This window comes from Candidatus Accumulibacter sp. ACC005, assembly GCF_907163215.1.
GTDB lineage: Bacteria > Pseudomonadota > Gammaproteobacteria > Burkholderiales > Rhodocyclaceae > Accumulibacter > Accumulibacter regalis.
In genome coordinates, this window is record NZ_CAJQUB010000011.1 from 51,910 (window position 1) to 74,372 (window position 22,463).

Sequence of the window (22,463 nt, forward strand, 5' to 3'; positions counted from 1 at the left end):
GAGATGAGCAGGGCGACCGCCATGGCCAGGATTCCGCGCCTCAAGATTTGCGGGCTGACTCGCCGCGAGGATCTGCTGTGCGCCGTGCGCGAGGGTGCCGACGCGCTGGGCCTGGTTTTCTTTCCGCCAAGTCCGCGCTACGTCGACCTGCGGGCAGCGGCTGCGCTGGCCAACGCCGTGCCGCCATTCGTCACCATCGTCGGACTCTTCGTCAATGCCGATCCGGCGCTGGTACGCGCAACGCTGGCCGCGCTGCCGATCCACCTGTTGCAGTTTCACGGCGACGAGGACGAGGGGTATTGCCGGCAGTTCGATCGGCCGTACATCAAGGCGGCGCGCGTCAGGCCCGGACTGGATTTGGTACAATACGCGGCTCGCTTCCCTTCGGCGCAAGCCATCCTTCTCGACGCCTTTGTCGAAGGCTACGGTGGTGGTGGCAAGATTTTCGACTGGGCGTTGGTGCCCCAATCGCTGGGCAAGCCACTGATCCTCTCCGGTGGCCTGGATGCCGACAATGTCGGCGAAGCGGTGCGCCGTGTGCGCCCGGCAGCAGTTGATGTCTCGTCGGGCGTCGAGGCAGGCAAGGGAATCAAGGATGTCGAAAAGATCCGCGCCTTTGTCGCCGCGCTGCGGGCGGCAGGATCGGAAAGCAGCGACGGATAGCGCAAGCGCAGCTGCGCTGGACCTGCCGGATTGGCGCCGGGCGCGAGCGCAGCCACTGAACGCCATCCGGCCGGGAATGCCTGTGGCGGTGCAGCGGCGGGCCGGACGTTCGAGACGCTGCAGATGTTTTTGTCGCAAACCGCCGCAAGGAGATTGTTGATGGCCGTTGATGTTTATGATTTGCCCGACGCTGCGGGCCATTTTGGCCAGTACGGCGGTGTTTTTGTCGCAGAAACCCTGATCGGTGCGCTCGACGAGCTGAAGGAGGCCTACGCCAGCGCGCAACGCGATCCGCAGTTCGTCGCCGAATTCGACCACGAGCTGCGCCACTATGTCGGCCGTCCGAGTCCCATCTACCACGCCCGGCGCTGGTCAGAACTGCTTGGCGGTGCGCAAATCCATCTGAAGCGCGAAGACCTCAACCACACCGGGGCGCACAAGATCAACAACTGCATTGGCCAGGCGCTGCTCGCCCGGCGCATGCACAAGGGGCGCGTCATTGCCGAAACCGGCGCCGGCCAGCACGGCGTTGCGACGGCGACCGTGGCGGCTCGCTATGGCATGGAATGCGTGGTGTATATGGGGGCCGACGACATCCAGCGGCAGATGGCCAATGTCTACCGCATGAAGCTGCTCGGCGCGACGGTGGTACCAGTCAATAGTGGTTCACGAACGCTCAAGGACGCGCTCAACGAAGCGATGCGTGACTGGGTGGCACAGGTTTCCGACACTTTCTACATCATCGGCACGGTTGCCGGCCCGCATCCCTATCCGATGATGGTGCGCGACTTCCAGTCGGTCATCGGCCGCGAGTCGATTGCGCAGATGCTCGAGCAGTGCGGTCGCCAACCGGATGTGGTGATCGCCTGCGTCGGCGGTGGCTCGAACGCGATGGGTATCTTCCATCCCTATATCCCGGTTCCCGGGGTGCGTCTGATCGGCGTCGAAGCGGCCGGCGCGGGGATCGCGACCGGACATCATGCCGCTTCGCTGACCGCCGGTCGTCCGGGCGTCCTGCACGGCAACCGCACCTATCTCCTGCAGGACGAGAATGGTCAGATCACCGAAACCCATTCGATTTCGGCCGGCCTCGATTACCCTGGAGTCGGCCCCGAGCACGCCTGGCTCAAAGATAGCGGCCGCGCCGAATACGTCAGCATCGACGACGCCGATGCGCTAAAGGCCTTTCACGACCTGTGCCGTCTCGAAGGCATCATCCCGGCGCTCGAATCGAGCCATGCCCTGGCCTACGCCAGCAAGCTGGCGCCGACGCTGCCCAAAGACAAGATCCTGCTGGTCAACCTCTCCGGTCGCGGTGACAAGGATATGCACACCGTTGCCGATAAATCGGGCATCAAACTCTGACCATGTCGAAAATCGAGGCTGTATTCGAGCGCCTGCAGGCGCAGGGGCGCAAGGCGCTGATCCCGTTCATCACCGCCGGCGATCCGGATCCCGTGCTGACCGTTCCCTTGCTGCATTCTCTGGTCCTCGCCGGCGCTGACATCATCGAACTTGGCGTGCCGTTCTCCGATCCCATGGCCGATGGGCCAACCATCCAGCGGGCTTCCGAGCGAGCTCTGGCCAAGGGTGTCAGCTTACGAAAAGTGCTCGAGATGGTGGCCAATTTCCGTGCTGACGACAACGACACGCCGATCGTTCTGATGGGCTACGCCAATCCGATCGAGTCGATGGGCGTCGAGGCCTTCGCCGCGGCCTCTTTCGACGCGGGAGTAGACGGGGTTCTGGTGGTCGACTACCCGCCGGAGGAGGCGATTGACTTTGCGCAGACCCTGCACCGGCATGCGCTCGATCCGATCTTCCTGTTGGCGCCGACTTCCAGCGAGGCGCGCATGGCGCAGGTCGGTGCTCTGGCCAGTGGCTACATCTACTACGTGTCGTTGAAGGGAGTGACCGGCTCCGCCGCGCTCGACGTCGCCGCCGTTGCAGCCCGTATCCCGGAGATTCGGGCGCGTACCGGGGTGCCGGTGGGCGTCGGTTTCGGCATCCGCGACGCGGCGACGGCTGCCGCAGTGGCCGAGCACGCCGATGCCGTCGTGGTTGGTAGCCGAATCATCGAAGAACTCGAACACTCGTCACCCGACGAGGCCTGCAGCAAAGTCCGCGCCCTGGTCGCCGAAATGCGCCAGGCGATTGACGCGGCAACGAATCCGTCGCGAGGAATGCCATGAGCTGGTTGAGCAAGCTGCTACCCCCGAAGATCAAGAGAAGCGGCGCAGCTTCGGCGCGCAAGTCGGCGTTGCCCGAGGGTCTGTGGAGCAAATGCCCAAGCTGTGAGGCTGTGCTCTATGCCACCGATCTGGCCAGCAACTGTCACGTCTGCCCGAAGTGCGCTCACCATATGCGCGTCAACGCGCGGGCGCGGATCGATATCCTGCTCGATCGCGAGGGGCGCCTCGAGTTCGGTGACGACGTGCTGCCGGTCGATTCGCTGAACTTCAAGGACAGCCGCCGTTATCCGGAGCGTCTGCAGGAGGCGGCCAGCAGCACCGGCGAGACCGAGGCGCTGGTGGTCATGCAGGGAACCATGAAAGGGCTGCCGGTAGTGCTGGCCGTTTTCGAGTTCGACTTCATGGGCGGTTCGATGGGGTCGGTGCTCGGTGAGCGTTTCGTGCGTGGAGTGCAGGCGGCTGTCGAGCAGCGCGTGCCCTTCATCTGTGTCGCCGCGTCGGGTGGTGCACGGATGCAGGAAGGGCTTTTCTCGCTCATGCAGATGGCCAAGGTGACGGCGGTCCTGACTCTGCTGGCGCAAGCCAAGCTGCCGTTCATCTCGATTCTCAGCGACCCGACCATGGGTGGCGTCTCGGCGTCCTTCGCCTTTATCGGCGACGTGGTGATCGCCGAGCCGGGAGCGCTGATCGGTTTTGCCGGACCGCGGGTAATCGAGCAGACGGTTCGCGAAACCCTGCCGGAGGGTTTTCAGCGCTCCGAATTCCTCCTTGAAAAGGGAGCCATCGACATGATCGTAGACCGCCGCGAGATGAAGGACCGGGTAGCGGCCTTGCTGGCTCTGTTGCTGAGGCGGCCCACACTGCAGTGAGGACGGCGCCGTGAGCGGGCGCGCGGGCAGCGCGTCGCCTGCATCTCCCGGGGCTTTCGCGCCGGCGTCCGTGACCGACTGGCTGGCCTATCTCGAAGGGCTTCACCCCAAGGGGCAGGCAGGAATCGAGCTCGGGCTGGAACGTGTCCAACTGGTCAAGGAGGCGTTGCGCCAGCAGTTGCCATGTCCGCTGATTACGGTCGCCGGAACCAACGGCAAGGGCTCGACTTGCGCCTACCTCGAAGCGATCTATACCTTTGCCGGTTATCGCGTCGGCTGCTATTCGTCGCCGCATCTGCTCGACTACAACGAGCGCGTGCGAATCAATGGGCGAGCCGTGGACGATGCCCTGCTCTGTGCAGCATTTGCCAAGGTTGAGGAGGCGAGAAAGGCGTGCCATGGCATCGCGCTCACTTACTTCGAGTTCGGCACGCTGGCCGCCCTGGAGGTGTTCGCTGCGCAGGCGGTCGAGGTCCTGATTCTCGAAGTCGGCCTCGGCGGGCGGCTCGATGCGGTCAATGCCTACGATGCGGATTGCGCGCTGGTTACCAGCATTGCTCTGGATCACACCGAATGGCTGGGTCCGACACGCGAATCCATCGGCTTCGAGAAGGCGGGCATTTTTCGTGCTGGCAAGCCGGCGCTCTGTGCCGATCCGGATCCACCCGCTTCGCTGATTGCGCAGGCGCTCGCTGTTGGCGCCGATTTACAGCTGCTGGGCCGCGACTTCGGTCATTTCGGGGACGCGGCACAGTGGACCTTCTGGGGCCGGGGCGGTCTGCGCCGGGGCGGCCTGGCCAATCCCGGTTTGCGTGGCCGCTGCCAACTGCGCAATGCCTGCGCCGCGCTCGCCGCTGTCGAGGGGCTCAAAACGCGGCTGCCGGTTTCCATGAACGCCGTGCGGCGAGGCCTGATCGAGTTGGACTTGCCCGGGCGTTTTCAGGTCCTGCCCGGCCGCCCGACGATCGTCCTCGACGTCGCCCACAATCCGCAGGCGGTCGGAGAACTGGTCGACAACCTGGCCGGAATGGGCTTCTTCGCGCGCACCCTCGCCGTTGTCGGCATGCTTGCCGACAAGGATATCGCCGGGTCGCTGGCGCCGTTGGCCGGCAGGATCGATCGCTGGCTGCTCGCTGATCTCGGCGGGCCACGTGGTGCGTCGGCTGCCAGCCTGGCGGAGGTGGTGACTGCCGCCAGCTTGGGCGGTGAGGTCGAATGCCTGTCGTCACCCGAACAGGCCTTCGCGCGTTCTGCCAAGCTGGCCGGTGAAAATGATAGAATCGCCGTCTTTGGATCGTTCTACACGGTCGCGGCCGTCATGCGCAGCATGCAGAACGGTCGCTGAGCGAAGCGACGCAAGTGGATTCCACGATGCAAATGACTGAATCATCCGACCCGCAATTACACCTCAAGAAGAAAGCGCGTCGCCGTCTCGTTGGCGCGGTGGCGATTGCCGGGCTGGCTGCGGTGGTCTTGCCAATGGTCATGGACGAAGAGCCGAAGCAGCCCGTCCAGGACATCCAGATCCGCATTCCGGGGCAGGACCAACAGCCCTTCGACCCCGGCGAACTGGTGGCGCGCTCGTCTCCGCCAGCGGCCGTGGCGACGGGTAGCGACGAGCACGTCGCTGCGCTGCCGGCCGACGCGCCAGCGGTCGCCGAGAAGGCGGAGGAAAAACGTCTGGAACATGCGGCCAAGCCGGTTGAGAAATCGCCGCCGAAAAAAGCCGAGAAACCGGTGCCGCCGCCCGCTCCGGCCATCGTCAAGAAGCCCGAACCGCCGCCGCCCCCTCCGCCGCCCCCGCCGGTCTCCTCGGACGGGCAGTACGTCATCCTGGTCGGCGCTTTCGCCGACCCGGCCAACGTCAAGAAGCTGGTCGCCAAGATCGACCGTGCCGGCGTTGCCACCTATACCGAAATCCTCAATTCGCCAGCCGGCAAGCGAACGCGCGTGCGCGCCGGTCCGTTTCCCAACCGCGAGGCGGCCGAGAAAGCCCTCGACAAGCTGAAGAAGATTGGCGTTGGCGGAGTCGTCGCCGGCCGCTCATGACCGTCTTCGACTACGTAGTGTTGTTTGTCGTTGGCGTCTCCCTGGTGCTCGGCATGTGGCGTGGTGTGGTTGGCGAGATCATTGCCCTGGTGGCGTGGGTGCTTGCATTTTTCGCCGCCCGCTGGTGGGGCTCCATGGTCGCCGAGGGGTTTACGTCGATTGCTGACCCGGCGCTGCGACTGGTCGCCGGCTGGGTGACCATCTTCGTCGCCGTACTGGTGGTGATGTCGCTGCTGCGTCTGGCCGTGCGTAGCCTGCTCAAGGCGCTCGGAATGACCTTGACCGATCGTCTGCTGGGAATCATCTTCGGCGCCGCTCGCGGCCTGTTGATCGTCCTGGTTCTGGTGTCCGTTGGCGGCATGACGTCGCTACCCAAAGAGAAGTGGTGGAGCGAGGCGTACTTTTCGGCGCCGCTTGAAACGGCAGTACTGGCGAGCAAGCCGTGGTTGCCATCAGAAGTGACTAAACGAATCAGGTTTGGCTAGGAAAAACACTATGTGCGGGATCCTCGGAGTTGTCGCAACGTCACCTGTAAACCAGTTGCTTTATGATGGGTTGATGGTCCTCCAGCATCGCGGCCAGGACGCGGCTGGCATTGCGACTGTCGAGGATGATGCCTTCCACATGCACAAGGGGTCCGGGCTGGTGCGCGACGTTTTTCGCACGCGCAACATGCGCGCTCTACCGGGCAACATGGGGATCGCGCATTGCCGTTACCCGACGGCTGGATCGGCGTTCGATTCCTCGCTCTCTCAACCTTTCTATGTGAACTCGCCGTTCGGGATCGTCCTCGGTCACAACGGCAACCTGACCAATACCCAGGAGCTCAAGGAAGAGATGTTCCGCCAGGACCTGCGGCACATCAATACGCACTCCGATTCGGAAGTGCTGCTCAACGCGCTGGCGCACGAATTGCAGGCCACCGCCAAGGGCTATCGTCTCGATCTCGATATCATCTTTGGTGCCGTGTCGGCGGTTCATCGTCGCTGCCGCGGCGCCTATGCCGTGGTGGCGATGATCGCCGGTTACGGCATGCTCGCTTTCCGTGACCCTTTCGGAATTCGTCCGCTGGTCTTGGGCATCAACGAGACGGCCGAAGGCACCGAGTACCTTTTTGCTTCCGAGTCGGTGGCGCTCGACACCCTGGGATTCAAGGTGCTGCGCGACGTCGATCCGGGCGAGGCGATCTTCATCGACCTCGATCATCGCATGCACCAACGGCAGTGCGCGCGCCACTCGGCGTTGGCCCCGTGCATTTTCGAGTTTGTCTACCTCGCGCGTCCAGACTCGGTAATCGACGGCGTTTCGGTGTATGAAGCGCGACTGCACATGGGCGAGCATCTGGCCGACAAGCTGGTGAAGCATATTCCGGTCGAGGAGATCGACGTGGTCATCCCGATTCCCGATTCGAGTCGCCCCTCGGCGATGCAGCTCGCGCAGCGCATCAACGTTCCCTATCGCGAGGGTTTCGTCAAGAACCGCTACATTGGTCGCACCTTCATCATGCCGGGCCAGGCGACACGCAAACGCTCGGTTCGCCAGAAACTCAATACGGTTGCCCAGGAGTTCAAGGGCAAGCGCGTGTTGCTGGTTGACGATTCAATCGTGCGTGGCACGACCAGCCGCGAGATCGTCGAAATGGCGCGTGCTGCGGGGGCGCTGAAAGTTTATTTCGCGTCGGCGTCACCGCCGGTGCGCTACCCGAACGTCTATGGAATCGACATGCCGACGCGCGGCGAGCTGATTGCCACCGGCCGCACCGGCGAAGAGATCGCCCGTGAAATCGGCGCCGACGCACTGGTCTACCAGGATCTCGACGCGCTGAAGGCGTCGATCAGGGAATTGAAACCGTCGCTGTGCTGCTTTGACACGTCGTGTTTTGATGGCTCCTACATCACCGGCGACGTCAGCCCGGAGTATCTGAATGCCATCGAACTGGCCCGCGAAGGCTACGGTGCGGCGCGGGAAGAACTCTGGTCGTCCAACCAGTTGCAGTTGAACCTGATGTCCGTGGATTGAAGATGGAGCCAATGGAAGCAAGCGAATCGATGGCCTCAGGGGACACCCCGCGCAGCTACTCGCTGGAGACGCTGGCCGTGCGCGCGGGTCAGGAACGTAGCCAGTTCAACGAGCACAGCGAGGCGCTGTATCTGACCTCTAGTTTTGTCTTTGACAGCGCGGCCCAGGCAGCCGCCCGCTTTTCGGGTGAGGAAGAAGGCAACGTCTACTCGCGCTTTACCAATCCGACAGTGACGACCTTTCAGGAGCGTCTGGCCGCGCTCGAAGGCGCCGAGGCCTGCGTCGCCACCGCCTCGGGGATGTCGGCCGTTCTCTCGCTGGTGATGGCGCTATGCAGCAGCGGCGACCACATCGTTGCCTCGACGGGGCTGTTTGGCGCGACGCAGCAGATGCTTGGCAGCATCATGCCGCGCTTCGGAATCCAGACCAGCTTTGTCGCCCAGACCGACAATGCCGCTTGGCAGGCGGCGCTGCGGCCAGAAACCAGGCTCCTGTTCCTGGAAACACCGTCGAATCCGCTGACGGCAATTGCCGACATCGCTGCGCTGGTCAGCATTGCGCACGCCCGGGGTGTCCTGGTGGTGGTCGATAACTGCTTCTGCACGCCGATTCTGCAGCGGCCGCTCGATCTCGGTGCCGATCTGGTACTGCATTCGGCGACCAAATATCTCGATGGTCAGGGTCGGGTGCTCGGCGGCGCCGTCGCCGGGCCGAGGAGACTGACCGATGAGGTGTTCAGGTTCCTGCGCACCGCCGGCCCGACGCTTTCCGCGTTCAACGCCTGGGTACTGCTGAAAGGCCTTGAGACGCTGCAGATTCGCATGCACGCGCAGTCGGCGAAGGCACTGCAACTCGCGCAGTGGCTGGAGCGGCATCCTCGGGTGGAACGTGTCTACTATCCGGGCCTGGCTTCGCATCCGCAGTTCGACCTGGCGTGCAGGCAGCAGAAAAGCGGTGGGGCGATCGTCTCGTTCACCGTCAAGGGGGCGCGTCAGGAAGCCTGGAAGGTGGTCGATAGCTGCCGTTTGTTGTCGATTACCGCCAATCTCGGCGATACGAAAACGACGTTGACGCATCCGGCGACGACAACGCACGGGCGAATCACGCCCGAACAGCGGGCCGCGGCAGGCGTCAGCGAGGATCTGCTGCGCATTGCCGTCGGCCTCGAAGCCGTCGTTGACCTGCAGAACGACCTCGACGGCGGCTTGTCTTCGATCTAGCGGCCGACGCTGCGCGGCTCCCGGCGTTTCGGCCGGGCGAGATCGTCGCGGTCACCGGCTGCTTTCATCAGCGCCTCCTTGGCGTCTCGGGGCATCATCAGATAGGTCATCAGGCTTGATCCGATGCAGACCAGCCAGAAGAGCAGAAAACCTGTCGAGTAGGTGGCGGTGACCGACCATTCGACGCGTTGTCCGAAGAGGTACAACTGCTCGGGGTCGATCATCGTAAAGAAGATCGTTTCGGCAATTCCGGCCGCGATGAACGCTGGCCAGAATACCCAAATCACGTATTTCATGCTTTCTCCATGTGCCTGGTGGGCTTGCTGGGTGGTGTTTCGATGCCGTGCTCGCGCTTAGGAATTGCGCCGAAAAGGCGCGCCCAGGACCGCAAATGTGGCACAGACGACGCTCCTGTTCAAGGAGTGGAAGAGCGCAGGGGGCGTGCGCTGGCGGTAAGGCGGGCAGATGGTCCGCGCCCGGCGCGCACCGCGGGACCGTGCCCGGGCGGGTCATTGCGTGGCGGCTTCCCCGGAGCTTTCCTGTTCTCCGTTCGCCATCGCTTTTGCCCGACGCGCGAAATAATCGCCAAACGCCAGATCGTGCTTGAGAATGTGCTCGACCAACCAGTTGCGGAGGAAGCGGTGGGTGTCCCTGTCGATCCGCAACGAGCCCGCGGCGAGTTCTTCCGAGAGACGGAAGAGCGTCATGTAGAGCGCCTCGTGCAGCGCGCAATGCTCGGCGTGTAGCGGATACTCGCTTTCCCGCATGCTCTCCTCCTCGTGGCGAAAATGCTCCTCGGCATATTGCACCAGGCGGTTGAGAATCTGCGCCAGAGCTTGCGCATCGGCGCCGCCGCGGTGGCTGTCGTGGAATTCGTTGATCAACTCGAAAAGATAGCGATGCTCCTGGTCGATGTCGGCGACCCCGACGCGATACTGGTTTCGCCAGCTCAGAAAAGGCATCGTTTTTCCCCGCTCAAGTTATCCCGGGCGCAGCCGGGTCGTCGATGAATGTGTTGCAAGACCGGCTAGATTAAGGGATTCTGCGCCAAGAATCGAGGGGTTGCCCTTGCCCCATCCCGGGGATGCGAACTGCAGGCGTCTTCCTCCCCGCCACGGGCAGCTTGCGCACGCAAAAAAAACGGGCGCCACGTGGGCGCCCGAAGGGGAGAGTTCTTGACGGTCGATCGGCTCAGTAGTGGTAGGCCGATTCGCCGTGTGAGGTGATGTCGAGGCCTTCGCGCTCTTCGTCTTCCGGGACCCGCAAGCCGATCACCAGGTCGACAAGCTTGAAGGCCACGACTGAGACGACGCCGGACCAGACGATCACCGTGCCGACGCCCCACAGCTGGCTGATCACTTGCGCGGTCATGTCGTATTCGCCGACAGCGTTGGCGACGTAGTCATAGACGCCGCTGCCGCCCAGTGACGGTGCTGCGAAGACCCCCGTCAGGATCGCGCCGAGAATGCCGCCGACGCCATGGACCCCAAAGACGTCGAGCGAATCGTCGGCGCCGAGGAGATGCTTCAGACCATTGACACCCCACAGGCAGATCACGCCGGCCAGCAGGCCGATGACGATGGCGCCCATGACACCGACGAAGCCGGCTGCCGGAGTGATCGCCACCAGCCCGGCGACCGCTCCGGAAGCTGCACCGAGCATCGAAGGCTTGCCCTTGATCATCCATTCGGCGAGCATCCAGGACATTGTCGCGCAGGCCGTTGCCAACCAGGTGTTGACCATCGCCAGCGCCGATCCACCGCTCGCTTCGAGTGCCGAGCCGGCGTTGAAGCCGAACCAGCCGAACCACAGCAGTGAGGCACCGATCATGGTGAAGGTGAGGCTGTGCGGGGCCATCGATTCGCGGCCGTAGCCGATCCGCTTGCCGATCATGAATGCACCGACCAGGCCGGCAACCGCCGCGTTGATGTGCACCACGGTGCCGCCGGCGAAGTCGAGCGCGCCTTTCTGGAACAGGAAGCCGGCGGTTGCCCCGGCCGCCTCGCCGGCAGCGGCATCGACATAGGCATCGGGACCTGCCCAGTACCAGACCATGTGTGCCATCGGTGCGTAGGAGAGGGTAAACCAGATCACCATGAAGACTAGGATCGCTGCGAACTTCGCGCGCTCGGCGAAGGCGCCGACGATCAGGCAGCAAGTGATCGCTGCGAAAGCACCCTGGAAGATGACGAAGGTCAACTCGGAGATGAACACGCCCTTGGAGAAGGTGGCGCCAAGCGAATCGGCGGTGATTCCTTTCAGGAAGACCTTGTCGAGCACCCCGAAGAAGCTGCCTCCTTCCGTGAACGCCAGCGAGTAGCCATACACCACCCAGAGCACGCTGATCAGCGCAAAGGTCACGAACACCTGCATCAGCACCGAGAGCATGTTCTTGGTGCGTACCAGGCCACCGTAAAAGAGGGCCAGCCCGGGCAGCGACATCAGGATGACCAGCGCGGCGCAGACCATGATCCATGCGTTGTCGGCCTTGCTGAGGGTCGCCACCGGCGCAGCGGCGGCAATGGCCGCGGCGGTGGCGGCAGCGACTTCTGCCGTTGCTGACGGAGCCTGTGCCAGAGTCATGGCAGCGCTCGTCGCGGTGAGCCCGGCCGGGGTCTCGGCAGCCCACGCCGGGGCGCCGATGCCGACGGCTCCAAGCAGGGCGAGGATGGCGAAAATGCGTATCATGGCAGGCTCCTCACAGGGCTTCCTCACCGGTTTCACCGGTGCGGATGCGGATGACTTCTTCAATGGTCGAGACGAAGATCTTGCCGTCGCCGATCTTGCCGGTGCTGGCCGACTTCTCGATGGCCTCGATGGTTTGCTCGAGGAGGTCGTCGCGGATCGCTGCTTCGACTTTCACTTTCGGCAGAAAATCGACGACGTACTCGGCGCCGCGATAGAGCTCGGTGTGGCCTTTTTGACGTCCGAAGCCTTTGACTTCGGTGACCGTAATGCCCTGCACGCCGATCGCCGACAGCGCTTCTCGCACTTCGTCAAGCTTGAAGGGTTTGATGATGGCGGTAACCAGTTTCATGTTGCACTCCATGTCAGGGGAGGGCGGAGCCTCCCCGGTCGAAACAAAAGTTGTCTAGAAGCTGTGCGGCTCACCCGCATTGCGGCGCTTTCCCTGGTGGACCTGCCTGTGCCTTACCCGCTGGCCAGTACGCCGCCGGGAACGAGCTTGAAAGCGCGCCATTTTTCATGCTTGAGCCCTGAACAACGGAATAAACGAACTGCTGCCCAGGTACAAGCATTTTCCGTGCCACGATTTTTTATGTTGATTAATCAATGGTATGAAGGATCTCTTCGGCACCCTGAATTGGTTGCTGCACTGCGATAGAGCGGCGCCGGCAAGGAGATGCACCGTAATGGTGCGTTCGCGGTTGCGCGACGCGCCTGTGCTAAACTCGGCGCACTCAGAAACCAACTGCGTCCCGGTGATTCCCATGCTCGACCCCAGAATTCTCGAAGAACTTGGCGCCCGGCTGGGAGGCATCATCGCCGCCAGTCCCGCTGCCGATATCGAAAAAAACGCCCGTTCGCTACTTGCCAGCTTCTTCAGCAAGCTCGATCTGGTCAGCCGCGAGGAGTTCGATATCCAGACGCAGGTCCTGCAGCGCACCCGCGAGAAGCTGAAGGCGCTCGAGCTGCGCCTGGAGTCCCTGGAGCGGCTTGAAAACCCGCCGGACCCGTCGGCCTGAGCGGGGGCGCGGCAGGTCCACCGGATTGACTGCATTTCGTCGCCCTGCCCCTGGCGCGCATTGACGATCGGCGACCATGTCACTGGCCATCGTTCACAGCCGCGGACTGGACGGTCTTTCGGCCCCGGAAGTGGCCGTCGAAGTGCATCTCGCGGGGGGCTTGCCGAGCGTGACGCTGGTTGGCCTGCCCGATACCGAGGTCAAAGAGGCGCGCGATCGGGTGCGGGCGGCGCTGCAGAACTCGGGCTTCAGCTTTCCCAGCAAACGGATCACGGTCAATCTCGCGCCGGCTGACCTGCCCAAGGAATCGGGCCGCTTCGACTTGCCGATTGCGCTCGGCATCCTGGCGGCGACAGGCCAGATTCCCGCCTCCGCGCTGGCTGACCATGAATTCGCCGGCGAGCTGTCGCTCTCGGGCGAGCTGCGGCCGATCCGTGGCGCCCTGGCAATGGTCCTTGCCGCCGGCAGCCGGGGACGAAGCTTCGTTCTGCCGGCGAGCAGTGCGCGCGAGGCTGCGCTCGCCCGCCAGGTGCGGGTCCTTGCCGCCAATACCCTGCTCGAGGTTTGTGGTCACCTGACCGGACAGGGTGCCTTGGCCGAATGCCTGCGCGCAGACGACAGCCGCGAGGACGACAGCGGCGACGATTATCCCGATCTCGCCGATGTGCGTGGTCAGGCGCAGGCCAAGCGCGCGCTCGAAATTGCCGCAGCGGGCGGGCATTCGATCCTGCTCGCCGGCCCGCCGGGTACCGGCAAGTCGATGCTCGCCAGCCGCCTGCCGGGCTTGCTGCCGCCGATGACCCTGTCAGCGGCGCTGGAGTCGGCGGCCGTATTGTCCCTGGCCGGGCAGTTTCGCCCCGAGTTCTTCCGCCGCCATCCCTATCGGGCGCCACATCACACCGCTTCGTCGGCGGCACTGGTCGGCGGCGGCAGTGTGCCGCGTCCCGGCGAGATATCACTGGCGCATCAGGGCGTACTCTTTCTCGACGAAATCCCCGAGTTCGACCGGCGCGTGCTCGAGGCGCTGCGCGAGCCGCTCGATAGCGGCCGCATCCACATCTCGCGCGCCGCGCGACAGGCGGAGTTTCCAGCCCAGTTTCAGCTGGTTGCCGCGATGAATCCCTGCCCCTGTGGCTATCACGGCGACCCGGCTGGCCGCTGCCGGTGCACGCCGGAGCAGGTGCGGCGCTATCGGAGTCGGCTCTCGGGTCCCCTGCTCGACCGCATCGACTTGCAGATCGAGGTTCCCGCCTTGCCCGCCGAAGCGCTGCAACAGCCGGCTGATGGCGAGGCGTCGGCGGTGGTGCGTTCCCGCGTCGTGCTGGCGCGCGAAACACAGATCAGGCGTCAGGGCAAGGCCAACGCGCGCTTGGAGACCCGGGAAATCGACCATTGGTGCGCGCCCGAAGCGGCCGCTGCGGCCCTTCTGAAACACGCGATCAGTCGCTTCGATCTCTCCGCCCGTGCCTACCATCGCCTGCTCAAGGTCGCCCGCAGCATTGCCGACCTGAGCGGCAGTTCGACCGTCGCGGCGCAGCATGTTGCCGAAGCCGTGCAGTACCGCCGCATCACAAGAGATTGAAGTGCCTGCGCCGCGGCGAAATCAGGGCGTCTGCCTGGCGTAGGTTTCCTTGGCAAACGGGATCAGGCACAGCGAAACCACCAGGCAGCCGGCCATCAGGCTGAAGCCGGTCTGATACGCGGTGGCATCATAAATCCGGGCGCCACCCTCCGTCGCTCCCAGCCAGTTGTCGTCGAGCAGCCAGCCAACGGCCGGCTGCAGCAACATGCCGCCGAGCAGCGGCCCCATGTTGCAGATCCCCGAAGCGGTTCCCGTCAGGCGCGCCGGCACCGATTCCTTGGCGAAAGCGAAGCCGATGATCAGGTTGCCGGAGACCAGCCCGGTGAACAGCAGGGTGACGATCAACAACCACATCGGTAGCGGCGCGTAGATGATCACCAGCCAGCCGGCGAGTGCCGCCGCGGTCGTCCACACATAGAGCGGTCGGCGGCGGCCCATGCGCTGGGACAGGGTGCCGAGGAGCGGTCCTCCGACCGCCCAGGCGATCAGCAGCAGCGACGTAATCGCCGCCGCGGTGCGGGTATCGAGGCCATGCACCTGGCGCAGAAAGGGTACGCCCCACAGACCGGCGAAGGTGAGGACCGATCCGGCAATGCCAATCGGCGTAATCAGCAGAATCCAGGTGTTGCGGTAGGAGAGCACTTCGGCCATCCCGCGCAGGATCGAACCGTGCTGCCCGCTGCCGTGCGCCGCCTGCGCGTGGCTTTCGTAAGCCCAGTCGGCCGGGTCGTCGCGCACGCGCAGCCAGATGGCGATGGCCAGCAGTGCGGTCAGCGCCGCCGAGACGCCCATCACCGAGCGCCAGCCCCAGGCTTCGATGAGCATGCGCAGAGGGACGCCGGCAATCACTCCGCCGACGACGCCAAAGACCAGCGCCAGTCCGGAGGCGAGGGCGAATTGCTGCGCCGCGAACCAATGGCTGGCCAGCTTGAGCATCGAGACGAAGGCAACGGCGACCGAGGCCCCGATCAGCAGACGTCCGCCGTTTGCCCACCACAGATCGGGAGCGCTGGCAAAGAGCGCGCTGCCGATTGCCGCGACGAACGCGCCCGCGCTCAGCAGACGGCGGGGCCCCCAGCGGTCGGCAAGGATCCCGGTCGGGATCTGCATCGCCACGTACGAGTAGAAATAAAAGGCCGAGAGATTGCCGAGTTCGGTCGCTCCGATCGAGAAGTCGATCATCAGCTGGTCGGTCATCACCGCCGGGGCGACACGCTGGTAGAAGCCGACCAGATAGAGGAGGGCGCCCAGCCCCCATACGCTCCAGGCGACGGCGGCGGGCGGATAGCCGCGCTGGCCAGCGTTCAAGGGCGATCCTCGCGACGACATGCAGTGCCTTCTATGGCTTCTGCCGATAGACGCCGTCGCCGGTTCCCGAGCTCTGCACGGCGTCCGCATTTGCTCGCCGGCTGCGCTGCCTTGCGGGCAATACCTGCGGGTTCGATCGGGCTCACAGGGGCTCCTTGCTGTCGGGTCGTCTATACTCGCGGCTTCGCGGAACCGATTCTAGTCGCAGTCAGTGGAGCGCGGTAAAACATGTCGATGAAACTCTTCGCCGGTCTCCTGCTTTCCGGACTGGCCGCACTTGCCTTCTCGGCCTGCGATGCGGACCGGCTGAGCAAACTCAAACCCGGCGTCAGCAGTGCCGATGAAGTGCGCAAACTGATGGGCGAACCCACTCTGGAGTGGGTAGAAGCCGACGGCACGCGTATCTGGGAGTATCCGCGTACGCCCGAGGGAGTCGTCAACTACATGCTGGTCATCGGGCCCGACAAGTTGCTGCGCGAGGTGCGTCAGGTGCTCACCGAGGAAAACTTCGCCAAGGTTCGCCCGGGCATGAGCAGCGACGAAGTGCGTTACCTGCTCGGTCGACCGGCGCACGAGCTTTACTTCTCGCTGAAACAGGAAAAGGTGTGGGACTGGAAGACCAAGGTCGAGCCGGGGATGACCTGGTACTTCAACGTCCATTTCAACAACGACGGGGTGGTCACCAGGACCAGTACCAACTTTGCGCCGGCCGGCGGGTGATGCCGTGCCGCTTGGCCAACGCTCCTTGCCCGTGGCCGGCACGGGCGCACACCCGCCGGTGACAGATTCCAGCGCCTCGTTTTTCAGGCGAGAGCGGTCTTGCGCAGCCCGTAACACCGACCTTCCGGTGCCTTTTGCGGCGCCGCTCCGTATTCGGCGGTGGTGATCAGTAGGGGTGTCCCGGGGTATACTCCGCGGATTCGCTCAACAAGAAGAATGCCGGGAGGTTTCGTGGAATCGCTGCGCATTACCCTCGATCAGTCCGAAATTCCGACGCACTGGTACAACGTCGTCGCCGACCTGCCGACGCCGCCGCTGCCGCCGCTCGCTGCGGACGGCGAGCCGGTTTCGCCGGAGCAGATGGGGGCGATATTTCCGGCGGCGATCATCGAGCAGGAAATGTCGGGTGAGCGCTGGATTCCGATCCCCGAGCCGGTGCGCGAAGTCTACCGGCTGTGGCGTCCGTCACCCTTGATCCGCGCTCGGCGGCTCGAAGAGCTGCTCGCCACGCCGGCGCGGATCTATTACAAGTACGAGGGTGTTTCACCCGCCGGTTCGCACAAGCCAAACACCGCCGTAGCACAGGCTTTTTACAACCAGCAGGCGGGGATAAAACGGATCACTACCGAGACCGGGGCTGGCCAGTGGGGTTGCTCGATGGCTTTTGCCGGCCAGATGTTTGGCCTTGACGTACGCGTCTACATGGTCAAGGTCAGCTTCCAGCAGAAGCCCTACCGGCGTTCGATGATGCAGACCTGGGGTGCCGAGGTGTTCGCTAGCCCATCGCCAATGACACAGACTGGGCGTGATCTGCTGGCGAGCGATCCAGACAACCAGGGCTCGCTCGGAATTGCCATTTCCGAGGCCGTCGAAGAGGCCGCCGGGCGCGCGGATACCAGTTACGCGCTCGGCTCGGTGCTCAATCACGTGGCGCTGCATCAGACGATCATTGGTCAGGAAGCGAAGAAGCAGTTCGAGAAGGTCGCCGACTGGCCGGACGTCATTTTTGCACCCTGTGGTGGCGGTTCGTCGTTCGCCGGGCTGGCATTTCCGTTCATCGCCGACAACGCCGCCGGTGGCCGGAACGGTCGACCGACCAGGCTGGTCGCCGTCGAGCCGACCTCGTGCCCGACCTTGACGCGTGGCGCCTACGCCTATGACTTTGGCGATGCCTCGGGCTTTACGCCCTTGATGAAGATGTACACCCTCGGGCATGACTTCATGCCCCCGGGGATTCATGCCGGTGGATTGCGGTACCATGGTGACTCGCCGCTGGTCTCGCAGCTCTACCACGAGGGCTTGATCGAGGCGGTCGCGGTCGCGCAGCTTGCCACTTTTGAAGCCGGCGTCATGTTTTCTCGTGCCGAGGGAATCATTCCGGCGCCCGAGTCCAATCACGCGCTGCGGGCGGCGATCGACGAGGCTTTGCGTTGCAAACGCAGTGGCGAGGCGAAAACGATTCTTGTCAATCTAACGGGTCACGGGCATTTCGACATGGCAGCCTACGACCGGTATTTCGCCGGCGAACTCGATGATTTCGAGTATCCGGCGGAGGCCATACGTGCTTCGCTAGAAAACCTGCCCAAGGTCGGATGATCATTTCGATGCGAATCACCGTTTTCCTGCTCCTGCTCGCCAACCTTCTGTTGTTCGTGTGGACGCAGGGTTACCTGGGCGCGTCGGACAACCCTGACGCGCGGCGCCTTGCGCAGCAACTCGTGCCGGAGCGTGTGAGCATCGTCTCGCGTGGCGAACCGCCCCGGCCAACGAGCAAGAAAGCGGACGCCGAGAAAGTGCTCGACAATGGGGGGGACAAGAAGCCCGTCGAAAGCTGTCAGCGGTGGAGCCAGCTGGTCGCTGGCGATGCCGACCAGGTCGAGCGTCTGCTGGCGGATCGATTTGCGGCGCTGAAGGTGAAACGCAATACGGTTGGCGAGATCACTGGTTACTGGGTTTTCATTCCGCCGCTGGCCAGCAGGGAGGAAGCCAACCGGAAAGTCGTCGAGTTGCAGGAGCTCGGTGTGAAGGACTATTTCATCGTTTCGAGCAGCGGCCCCAGCCCGCTGGCGATTTCGCTGGGAACCTATCGCAACGAGGACGCCGCCAAGGCGCGCCTCGAAGCGCTGCGCGCCAGAGGGGTGCGCTCGGCCCGCGTCGGCGAGCGCCGGAGTGAGGCGGCGCTTACCGAGCTTGAAGTCCATGGTCCTGCGGTCGAGCTGGACGCCTTGCGGCGGGCGGTTGTCGCGCTGCTGCCGAAGGCCGGCGCTGCCCCCTGTCCCGCGCCGGCTGAGGTGACGCAATGAGTTTTGTCGTTGGTTTGACCGGAGGCATTGGCAGTGGCAAGAGTACGGTGGCTGAGCTCTTCGCGGCGCGTGGCGTGGCGCTGGTCGATACCGACGCCATCGCCCATGAGCTGAGTGGCCCGCAGGGTGCGGCAATGCCGGCGATCGAGGCGGCCTTCGGTGACGCTGTGCTGCGTGCTGACGGCGGTCTCGATCGCACTGCGATGCGCCGTCTCGTGTTCGCCGATCCGCTCGCCAAGGAGACGCTGGAAGCGATCCTGCATCCGCTGATTCGCCTGCGCAGCGACGCGTGCTGTGCCGCCGCCGAGAACGCCCCGTACGTAATGTTGGTGGTGCCCTTGCTGATCGAAACGGCGAGCTATCGTCGGCGCGCTGATCGGGTGCTGGTGGTCGATTGCCCCGAAGCTCTGCAGATTTCCCGGGTTACGGCGCGCAACGGCCTGGCCGTCGAGGCCGTGCAGGCGATCATGGCCGCACAGGCGACGCGTGCCGAGCGGCGAGCGGCGGCCGACGACGTGTTGCACAACGATGGCGGACTCGACGCCTTGCGTCCTCAGATCGAAGTCCTGCACCAGCGCTATCTGCAGCTGGCCAGTGCCAAACTTCATGCTGGGCGTTGAGGTTTTGTTGCAAATGCTTCAGAATTATCGAAAATTCCCGTTTCTGACGCTGGCGGAAGTGTGATTACCTACGAATATCCTTTCAATGAACGCATACGCACCCTGTTGCGTCTGGAGGATTTGTTCCAGAAGGTTGGCAGCTTCATGCAGCGTGACGGCTCGCATGAGCACCACGTCGCGCTGCTGACCCTGTTCGAGATTCTCGATGTCTCGGGCCGTGCCGACCTGAAAATGGACTTGATTCAGGAGCTGGAACGTCAGCGCCAGAGTCTGCTCGCTTTTCGCAACAACCCGGAAATCTCAGAACAAGCGCTCAACGCCGCCCTCCAGGAAGTCGAGCAGGCGTCGGCGGCGCTGCTCGCCATGACTGGAAAGATCGGCCAGCACCTGCGCGACAACGACTGGCTGATGAGTATCAAGAGTCGGGCCAGCATTCCCGGTGGGGTCTGCCAGTTCGATCTGCCGTCCTACCACTACTGGCGGCACCAGGAGCCTGGCGCGCGGCGTGAGGCGCTGCTTGGCTGGCTACAGCCGATGCTGCCCCTGCGAGACGCCCTGGCAATCGTCCTACGTCTGTTGCGTGCGAGCGGCCGTCCCGAACATCACGTGGCTGCCAATGGTGCTTTCCAGATGATGCTCGGTGGGAGCAGCTCGCAGATGGTGCGTATTTCCCTGAAGCTCGACGATCCCTACATTCCCGAAATCAGCGCCAACAAGTACGCACTGAATATCCGCTTCACTCGTCCCGACAGCGATCATCGACCCCGTCAGTCGGATAGTGAAGTCGAATTCGACATGCTTTTCTGCAATCTGTAGGCAGCAAGAGCGCTCTTTCGGGCGGGCTTCAGATCGCGCCGGCCTCGCTTCCTCGCTTCCTCCTTCCTCCTTCATGTTTTACTGCGTGCTGCCGTCCTGATCCAGCCCGCTCCTCGCCCGTCGACGCGTCCCTTGCCGGCAGGGTCGGCAAAGGCGACCCGAACGGGAGCCAACTCGTTCTACAATCCGGGCTTCCGGACGACAGTCCGCCAGATCGCGAGCCGCCCGATGTTCCGCACTCTCAATCAACCTGCCTTGTGGGCGGTCACCCTGTCGGCTGCCGGCATCCTGATGGTCACCATGGGCGCCCGGCAATCGCTCGGGCTTTTCCTCTCGCCGTTGAATACCAGCACTGGCCTGGGCGTCGTCTCGATCAGTCTGGCGATGGCCGTCGGGCAATTTACCTGGGGCGCCATTCAGCCACTCGCCGGCGCAGTGGCTGACCGTTACGGGCCGGGGCGGGTGCTGTTCGGCGGGCTGCTGCTCCTCGCTTTTGGCAGCGCGATTACCCCCTTCATGAGCAGCACCGCCGGTCTGGTCGTGTCGCTCGGCCTGTTCTCGGCGATCGGCTCCGGTGCCGGCAGCTTCTCGGTTCTGATCGGGGCTTCGAGCCAGCGGCTGCCGCCAGCGGCGCGGGCGGCAGCTTCCGGGGTAATCAATGCGGGCGGATCGTTCGGGCAGTTCGTTTTTGCCCCCCTCCTGCAGGCCTTGATTCAGATGTTCGGCTGGATGGGGGCGATGTGGTCACTGGCGGTGATGACTCTGGCGGCGACGCCGCTGGTCCGGGTGGTGTCGCGACCGATTGAAAAGCCGTCGGCGCCCGCCGGCGAAGCGGGTTTGTGGCAGAGCGTGCGCGGCGCCGTCGGCGATGGCAGTTACCAGCTGCTCAATCTCGGCTTCTTCAGCTGTGGCTTCCACATCGCCTTTCTGGTGACGCACTTGCCGGGCGAAGTCGCCCTTTGCGGCCTGCCGTCGTCGGTCGCCAGCTGGGCACTGGCAATCATCGGCCTGACCAATATCTTCGGTAGCCTCTACGCGGGTGCCTGCATCGGCCGCTACCGCAGCAAGTACGTCCTGTTCTGGATGTATGCCTCGCGTGCGGCGATGATTGCCATCTACCTGCTGGCACCGAAGACCGACCTGACCTTCTACATTTTTGCCGCTGGACTGGGTTTCACCTGGCTGGCCACGGTGCCCCCGACGGCAGCGATCGTCGGCAAGCTATTCGGCGTGCGCTACCTCGGAACGCTGTTCGGCATGACTCTGCTCTCGCACCAGGTCGGTGGTTTTTTCGGCGCCTATCTTGGTGGCCTTGCGCTGACGCAGTTCGGCGACTACAGCTGGATGTGGTATGCCGACATTGCCCTGGCGGCGGTGGCGGCGTTGCTGAACCTGCCGATCAGGGAAGCGGCGCTTCCCCAGCCCGGCACGGCGAGCTAGCGCTTCAGGGCGTCGCGCCGTTGCCGGTACGCGGCGTGGAAAGCGCTGCGTTCGGCGGCACTCCAGCCTTCGGTATGGCGCATCAACTGGTCAAGATCGTGCGCACCGACACGCCCGCGGCTGATCCCCTGGCGTAGTTTTTCCAGGTCGATGAAGCGGATGTCGCTTTCCTGGTAGGCGGTGCCCAGCTTCGCCGCACGCGGCACAAAGATATGTTTGCCGTACAGACAGCTGTGCTGCAGGCGGTGATGATGCAGGCGCGCGCAGGCCTGGGCAACGGCCGTAATCAGCGATTGGCGCTGCCCCTGGCCGCTGTCCGCATGCGCGACATTCCACTCGTCGAGGCTGCTGAAGCTGTCAAGTGCGCGGGTGACGAGGATTGCCTGCCAGTGACCGGGTTCCTGCCGGTGGCCATAATAGAGGGCCTCGAGCGTACCGATCCGGTGCTGGTCTAGGCGCCGGATGTTGCGGTATTCGCGATAGAAGGTCGGGATGCCGCGGAGCGGATGGCGCAACGTCCGGCAGAGATGGTTGTCCTGTCGCTTGAGGAAGATGGCGCTGCCGTCGCGCAAAAGGTGCCGACTGACGCCGCTCCAGCCGCCGCGCCGTTCATTGGGAGCCTCGTGCCAGTCGGTCTCCAGAGACCACAGTGCGCCAAAGCCCGCCAGATCGTTGGCGGCCAATTGCTCGCGGCTTGCCTGATCGCGAAAGAGGTCGACCGCGTTCATCGCGCAGTTCCAGCTCGTCTGGACTTCGCGGGTTCGGGCGGCTTTCTTGCGCAGAACGTAGGGGGGCCAGACGAACAGGCGCAACCCGAAGTCGCTAGGCGGTCGGAGAACCACTTGCGATGGCGAACGTGGGGGTGCCGTCGCGAACGAACGTCCGCCGAGTTATCCGAAACGCATGGCTGGAGGGGCCGTTCTTGCTTGGCGCGCATAGGTCTGCTCTGAGTCGGAGG

Annotated in this window: 23 protein-coding genes; 17 read left to right on the forward strand and 6 right to left on the reverse strand. The window is 63.9% G+C overall.

What is annotated here, in order from left to right:
• Positions 1 to 3: 3 nt before the first annotated feature.
• The 9 genes from QZ613_RS12570 to QZ613_RS12610 all read left to right on the forward strand — a co-directional run bounded on the left by QZ613_RS12570 (position 4) and on the right by QZ613_RS12610 (position 9,012).
• On the forward strand, positions 4 to 663 hold the full coding sequence (locus QZ613_RS12570; RefSeq protein WP_291863155.1) for a phosphoribosylanthranilate isomerase: 660 nt from the start codon (positions 4 to 6) through the stop codon (positions 661 to 663).
• A 159-nt stretch (positions 664 to 822) separates the two neighbouring features.
• Positions 823 to 2,028 carry a tryptophan synthase subunit beta gene (trpB, locus tag QZ613_RS12575; RefSeq protein ID WP_291863157.1) on the forward strand — a complete coding sequence of 402 codons (1,206 nt, stop codon included), beginning with the start codon at positions 823 to 825 and terminating at the stop codon, positions 2,026 to 2,028.
• Between the two features lie 2 nt (positions 2,029 to 2,030).
• Positions 2,031 to 2,855 carry a tryptophan synthase subunit alpha gene (gene trpA / locus QZ613_RS12580; RefSeq protein ID WP_043567110.1) on the forward strand — a complete coding sequence of 275 codons (825 nt, stop codon included), beginning with the start codon at positions 2,031 to 2,033 and terminating at the stop codon, positions 2,853 to 2,855.
• Positions 2,852 to 3,724 (forward strand): acetyl-CoA carboxylase, carboxyltransferase subunit beta, encoded by an 873-nt coding sequence (gene accD / locus QZ613_RS12585; RefSeq protein WP_043567108.1) that lies wholly within the window; start codon positions 2,852 to 2,854, stop codon positions 3,722 to 3,724. Before trpA ends, accD begins: the two co-directional genes overlap by 4 nt.
• Positions 3,725 to 3,734: 10 nt before the next feature.
• Positions 3,735 to 5,069, forward strand: coding sequence for a bifunctional tetrahydrofolate synthase/dihydrofolate synthase (folC, locus tag QZ613_RS12590; protein WP_291982718.1), 1,335 nt, complete (start codon positions 3,735 to 3,737; stop codon positions 5,067 to 5,069).
• Between the two features lie 32 nt (positions 5,070 to 5,101).
• Positions 5,102 to 5,773: an SPOR domain-containing protein gene (locus tag QZ613_RS12595; protein ID WP_043567168.1), complete on the forward strand. Its 672-nt coding sequence runs from the start codon at positions 5,102 to 5,104 to the stop codon at positions 5,771 to 5,773.
• The gene (locus QZ613_RS12600; protein WP_043567106.1) at positions 5,770 to 6,258 is read left to right on the forward strand and encodes a CvpA family protein; all 489 of its coding nucleotides are present in this window, start codon (positions 5,770 to 5,772) and stop codon (positions 6,256 to 6,258) included. Before QZ613_RS12595 ends, QZ613_RS12600 begins: the two co-directional genes overlap by 4 nt.
• A gap of 10 nt (positions 6,259 to 6,268) precedes the next feature.
• Positions 6,269 to 7,792 carry an amidophosphoribosyltransferase gene (gene purF / locus QZ613_RS12605; protein ID WP_043567105.1) on the forward strand — a complete coding sequence of 508 codons (1,524 nt, stop codon included), beginning with the start codon at positions 6,269 to 6,271 and terminating at the stop codon, positions 7,790 to 7,792.
• Positions 7,793 to 7,803: 11 nt separating this feature from the next.
• Positions 7,804 to 9,012 carry an O-succinylhomoserine sulfhydrylase gene (locus tag QZ613_RS12610; RefSeq protein ID WP_291863163.1) on the forward strand — a complete coding sequence of 403 codons (1,209 nt, stop codon included), beginning with the start codon at positions 7,804 to 7,806 and terminating at the stop codon, positions 9,010 to 9,012.
• Here the strand turns inward: QZ613_RS12610 and QZ613_RS12615 are convergent.
• From QZ613_RS12615 to glnK, 4 genes are all read right to left on the reverse strand, one after another.
• Positions 9,009 to 9,308, reverse strand: a complete 300-nt coding sequence (locus tag QZ613_RS12615) for a hypothetical protein (protein ID WP_291863165.1) — start codon at positions 9,306 to 9,308, stop codon at positions 9,009 to 9,011. The two genes, QZ613_RS12610 and QZ613_RS12615, sit on opposite strands and share 4 nt — an antisense overlap.
• 213 nt (positions 9,309 to 9,521) lie before the next feature.
• Positions 9,522 to 9,974: a bacteriohemerythrin gene (locus QZ613_RS12620; protein ID WP_291982720.1), complete on the reverse strand. Its 453-nt coding sequence runs from the start codon at positions 9,972 to 9,974 to the stop codon at positions 9,522 to 9,524.
• Between the two features lie 229 nt (positions 9,975 to 10,203).
• Positions 10,204 to 11,700, reverse strand: a complete 1,497-nt coding sequence (gene amt, locus QZ613_RS12625; RefSeq protein ID WP_291982722.1) for an ammonium transporter — start codon at positions 11,698 to 11,700, stop codon at positions 10,204 to 10,206.
• 10 nt (positions 11,701 to 11,710) lie between these two features.
• Positions 11,711 to 12,049, reverse strand: a complete 339-nt coding sequence (gene glnK, locus QZ613_RS12630; protein ID WP_043567103.1) for a P-II family nitrogen regulator — start codon at positions 12,047 to 12,049, stop codon at positions 11,711 to 11,713.
• Between the two features lie 412 nt (positions 12,050 to 12,461).
• Between glnK and QZ613_RS12635 the strand changes: the two genes are divergently transcribed.
• Entirely contained in the window at positions 12,462 to 12,716 is a 255-nt protein-coding gene (locus tag QZ613_RS12635; RefSeq protein ID WP_043567160.1) for an accessory factor UbiK family protein, read from the forward strand.
• Between the two features lie 76 nt (positions 12,717 to 12,792).
• Complete coding sequence (locus tag QZ613_RS12640; RefSeq protein WP_291982724.1) at positions 12,793 to 14,298, forward strand: YifB family Mg chelatase-like AAA ATPase; 1,506 nt, start codon at positions 12,793 to 12,795, stop codon at positions 14,296 to 14,298.
• 21 nt (positions 14,299 to 14,319) lie between these two features.
• Here the strand turns inward: QZ613_RS12640 and QZ613_RS12645 are convergent, their stop codons facing one another.
• Positions 14,320 to 15,606 carry an MFS transporter gene (locus QZ613_RS12645; RefSeq protein WP_291901041.1) on the reverse strand — a complete coding sequence of 429 codons (1,287 nt, stop codon included), beginning with the start codon at positions 15,604 to 15,606 and terminating at the stop codon, positions 14,320 to 14,322.
• Between the two features lie 228 nt (positions 15,607 to 15,834).
• Between QZ613_RS12645 and bamE the strand changes: the two genes are divergently transcribed.
• From bamE to QZ613_RS12675, 6 genes are all read left to right on the forward strand, one after another.
• On the forward strand, positions 15,835 to 16,326 hold the full coding sequence (gene bamE / locus QZ613_RS12650; protein ID WP_291863172.1) for an outer membrane protein assembly factor BamE: 492 nt from the start codon (positions 15,835 to 15,837) through the stop codon (positions 16,324 to 16,326).
• A 231-nt stretch (positions 16,327 to 16,557) separates the two neighbouring features.
• Positions 16,558 to 17,922 carry a TrpB-like pyridoxal phosphate-dependent enzyme gene (locus QZ613_RS12655; RefSeq protein ID WP_291982727.1) on the forward strand — a complete coding sequence of 455 codons (1,365 nt, stop codon included), beginning with the start codon at positions 16,558 to 16,560 and terminating at the stop codon, positions 17,920 to 17,922.
• A gap of 8 nt (positions 17,923 to 17,930) precedes the next feature.
• Entirely contained in the window at positions 17,931 to 18,629 is a 699-nt protein-coding gene (locus QZ613_RS12660; protein ID WP_291901044.1) for an SPOR domain-containing protein, read from the forward strand.
• A complete protein-coding gene (gene coaE / locus QZ613_RS12665) occupies positions 18,626 to 19,249 on the forward strand; it encodes a dephospho-CoA kinase (RefSeq protein ID WP_043567096.1) in 624 nt (207 codons plus the stop codon). Before QZ613_RS12660 ends, coaE begins: the two co-directional genes overlap by 4 nt.
• 60 nt (positions 19,250 to 19,309) lie before the next feature.
• On the forward strand, positions 19,310 to 20,065 hold the full coding sequence (gene zapD / locus QZ613_RS12670; protein ID WP_043567095.1) for a cell division protein ZapD: 756 nt from the start codon (positions 19,310 to 19,312) through the stop codon (positions 20,063 to 20,065).
• Between the two features lie 228 nt (positions 20,066 to 20,293).
• Positions 20,294 to 21,505: an MFS transporter gene (locus QZ613_RS12675; protein ID WP_291901047.1), complete on the forward strand. Its 1,212-nt coding sequence runs from the start codon at positions 20,294 to 20,296 to the stop codon at positions 21,503 to 21,505.
• Here QZ613_RS12675 and QZ613_RS12680 read toward each other — a convergent pair.
• The gene (locus QZ613_RS12680; protein WP_291982729.1) at positions 21,502 to 22,233 is read right to left on the reverse strand and encodes a lipopolysaccharide kinase InaA family protein; all 732 of its coding nucleotides are present in this window, start codon (positions 22,231 to 22,233) and stop codon (positions 21,502 to 21,504) included. The two genes, QZ613_RS12675 and QZ613_RS12680, sit on opposite strands and share 4 nt — an antisense overlap.
• Positions 22,234 to 22,463: the final 230 nt, after the last annotated feature.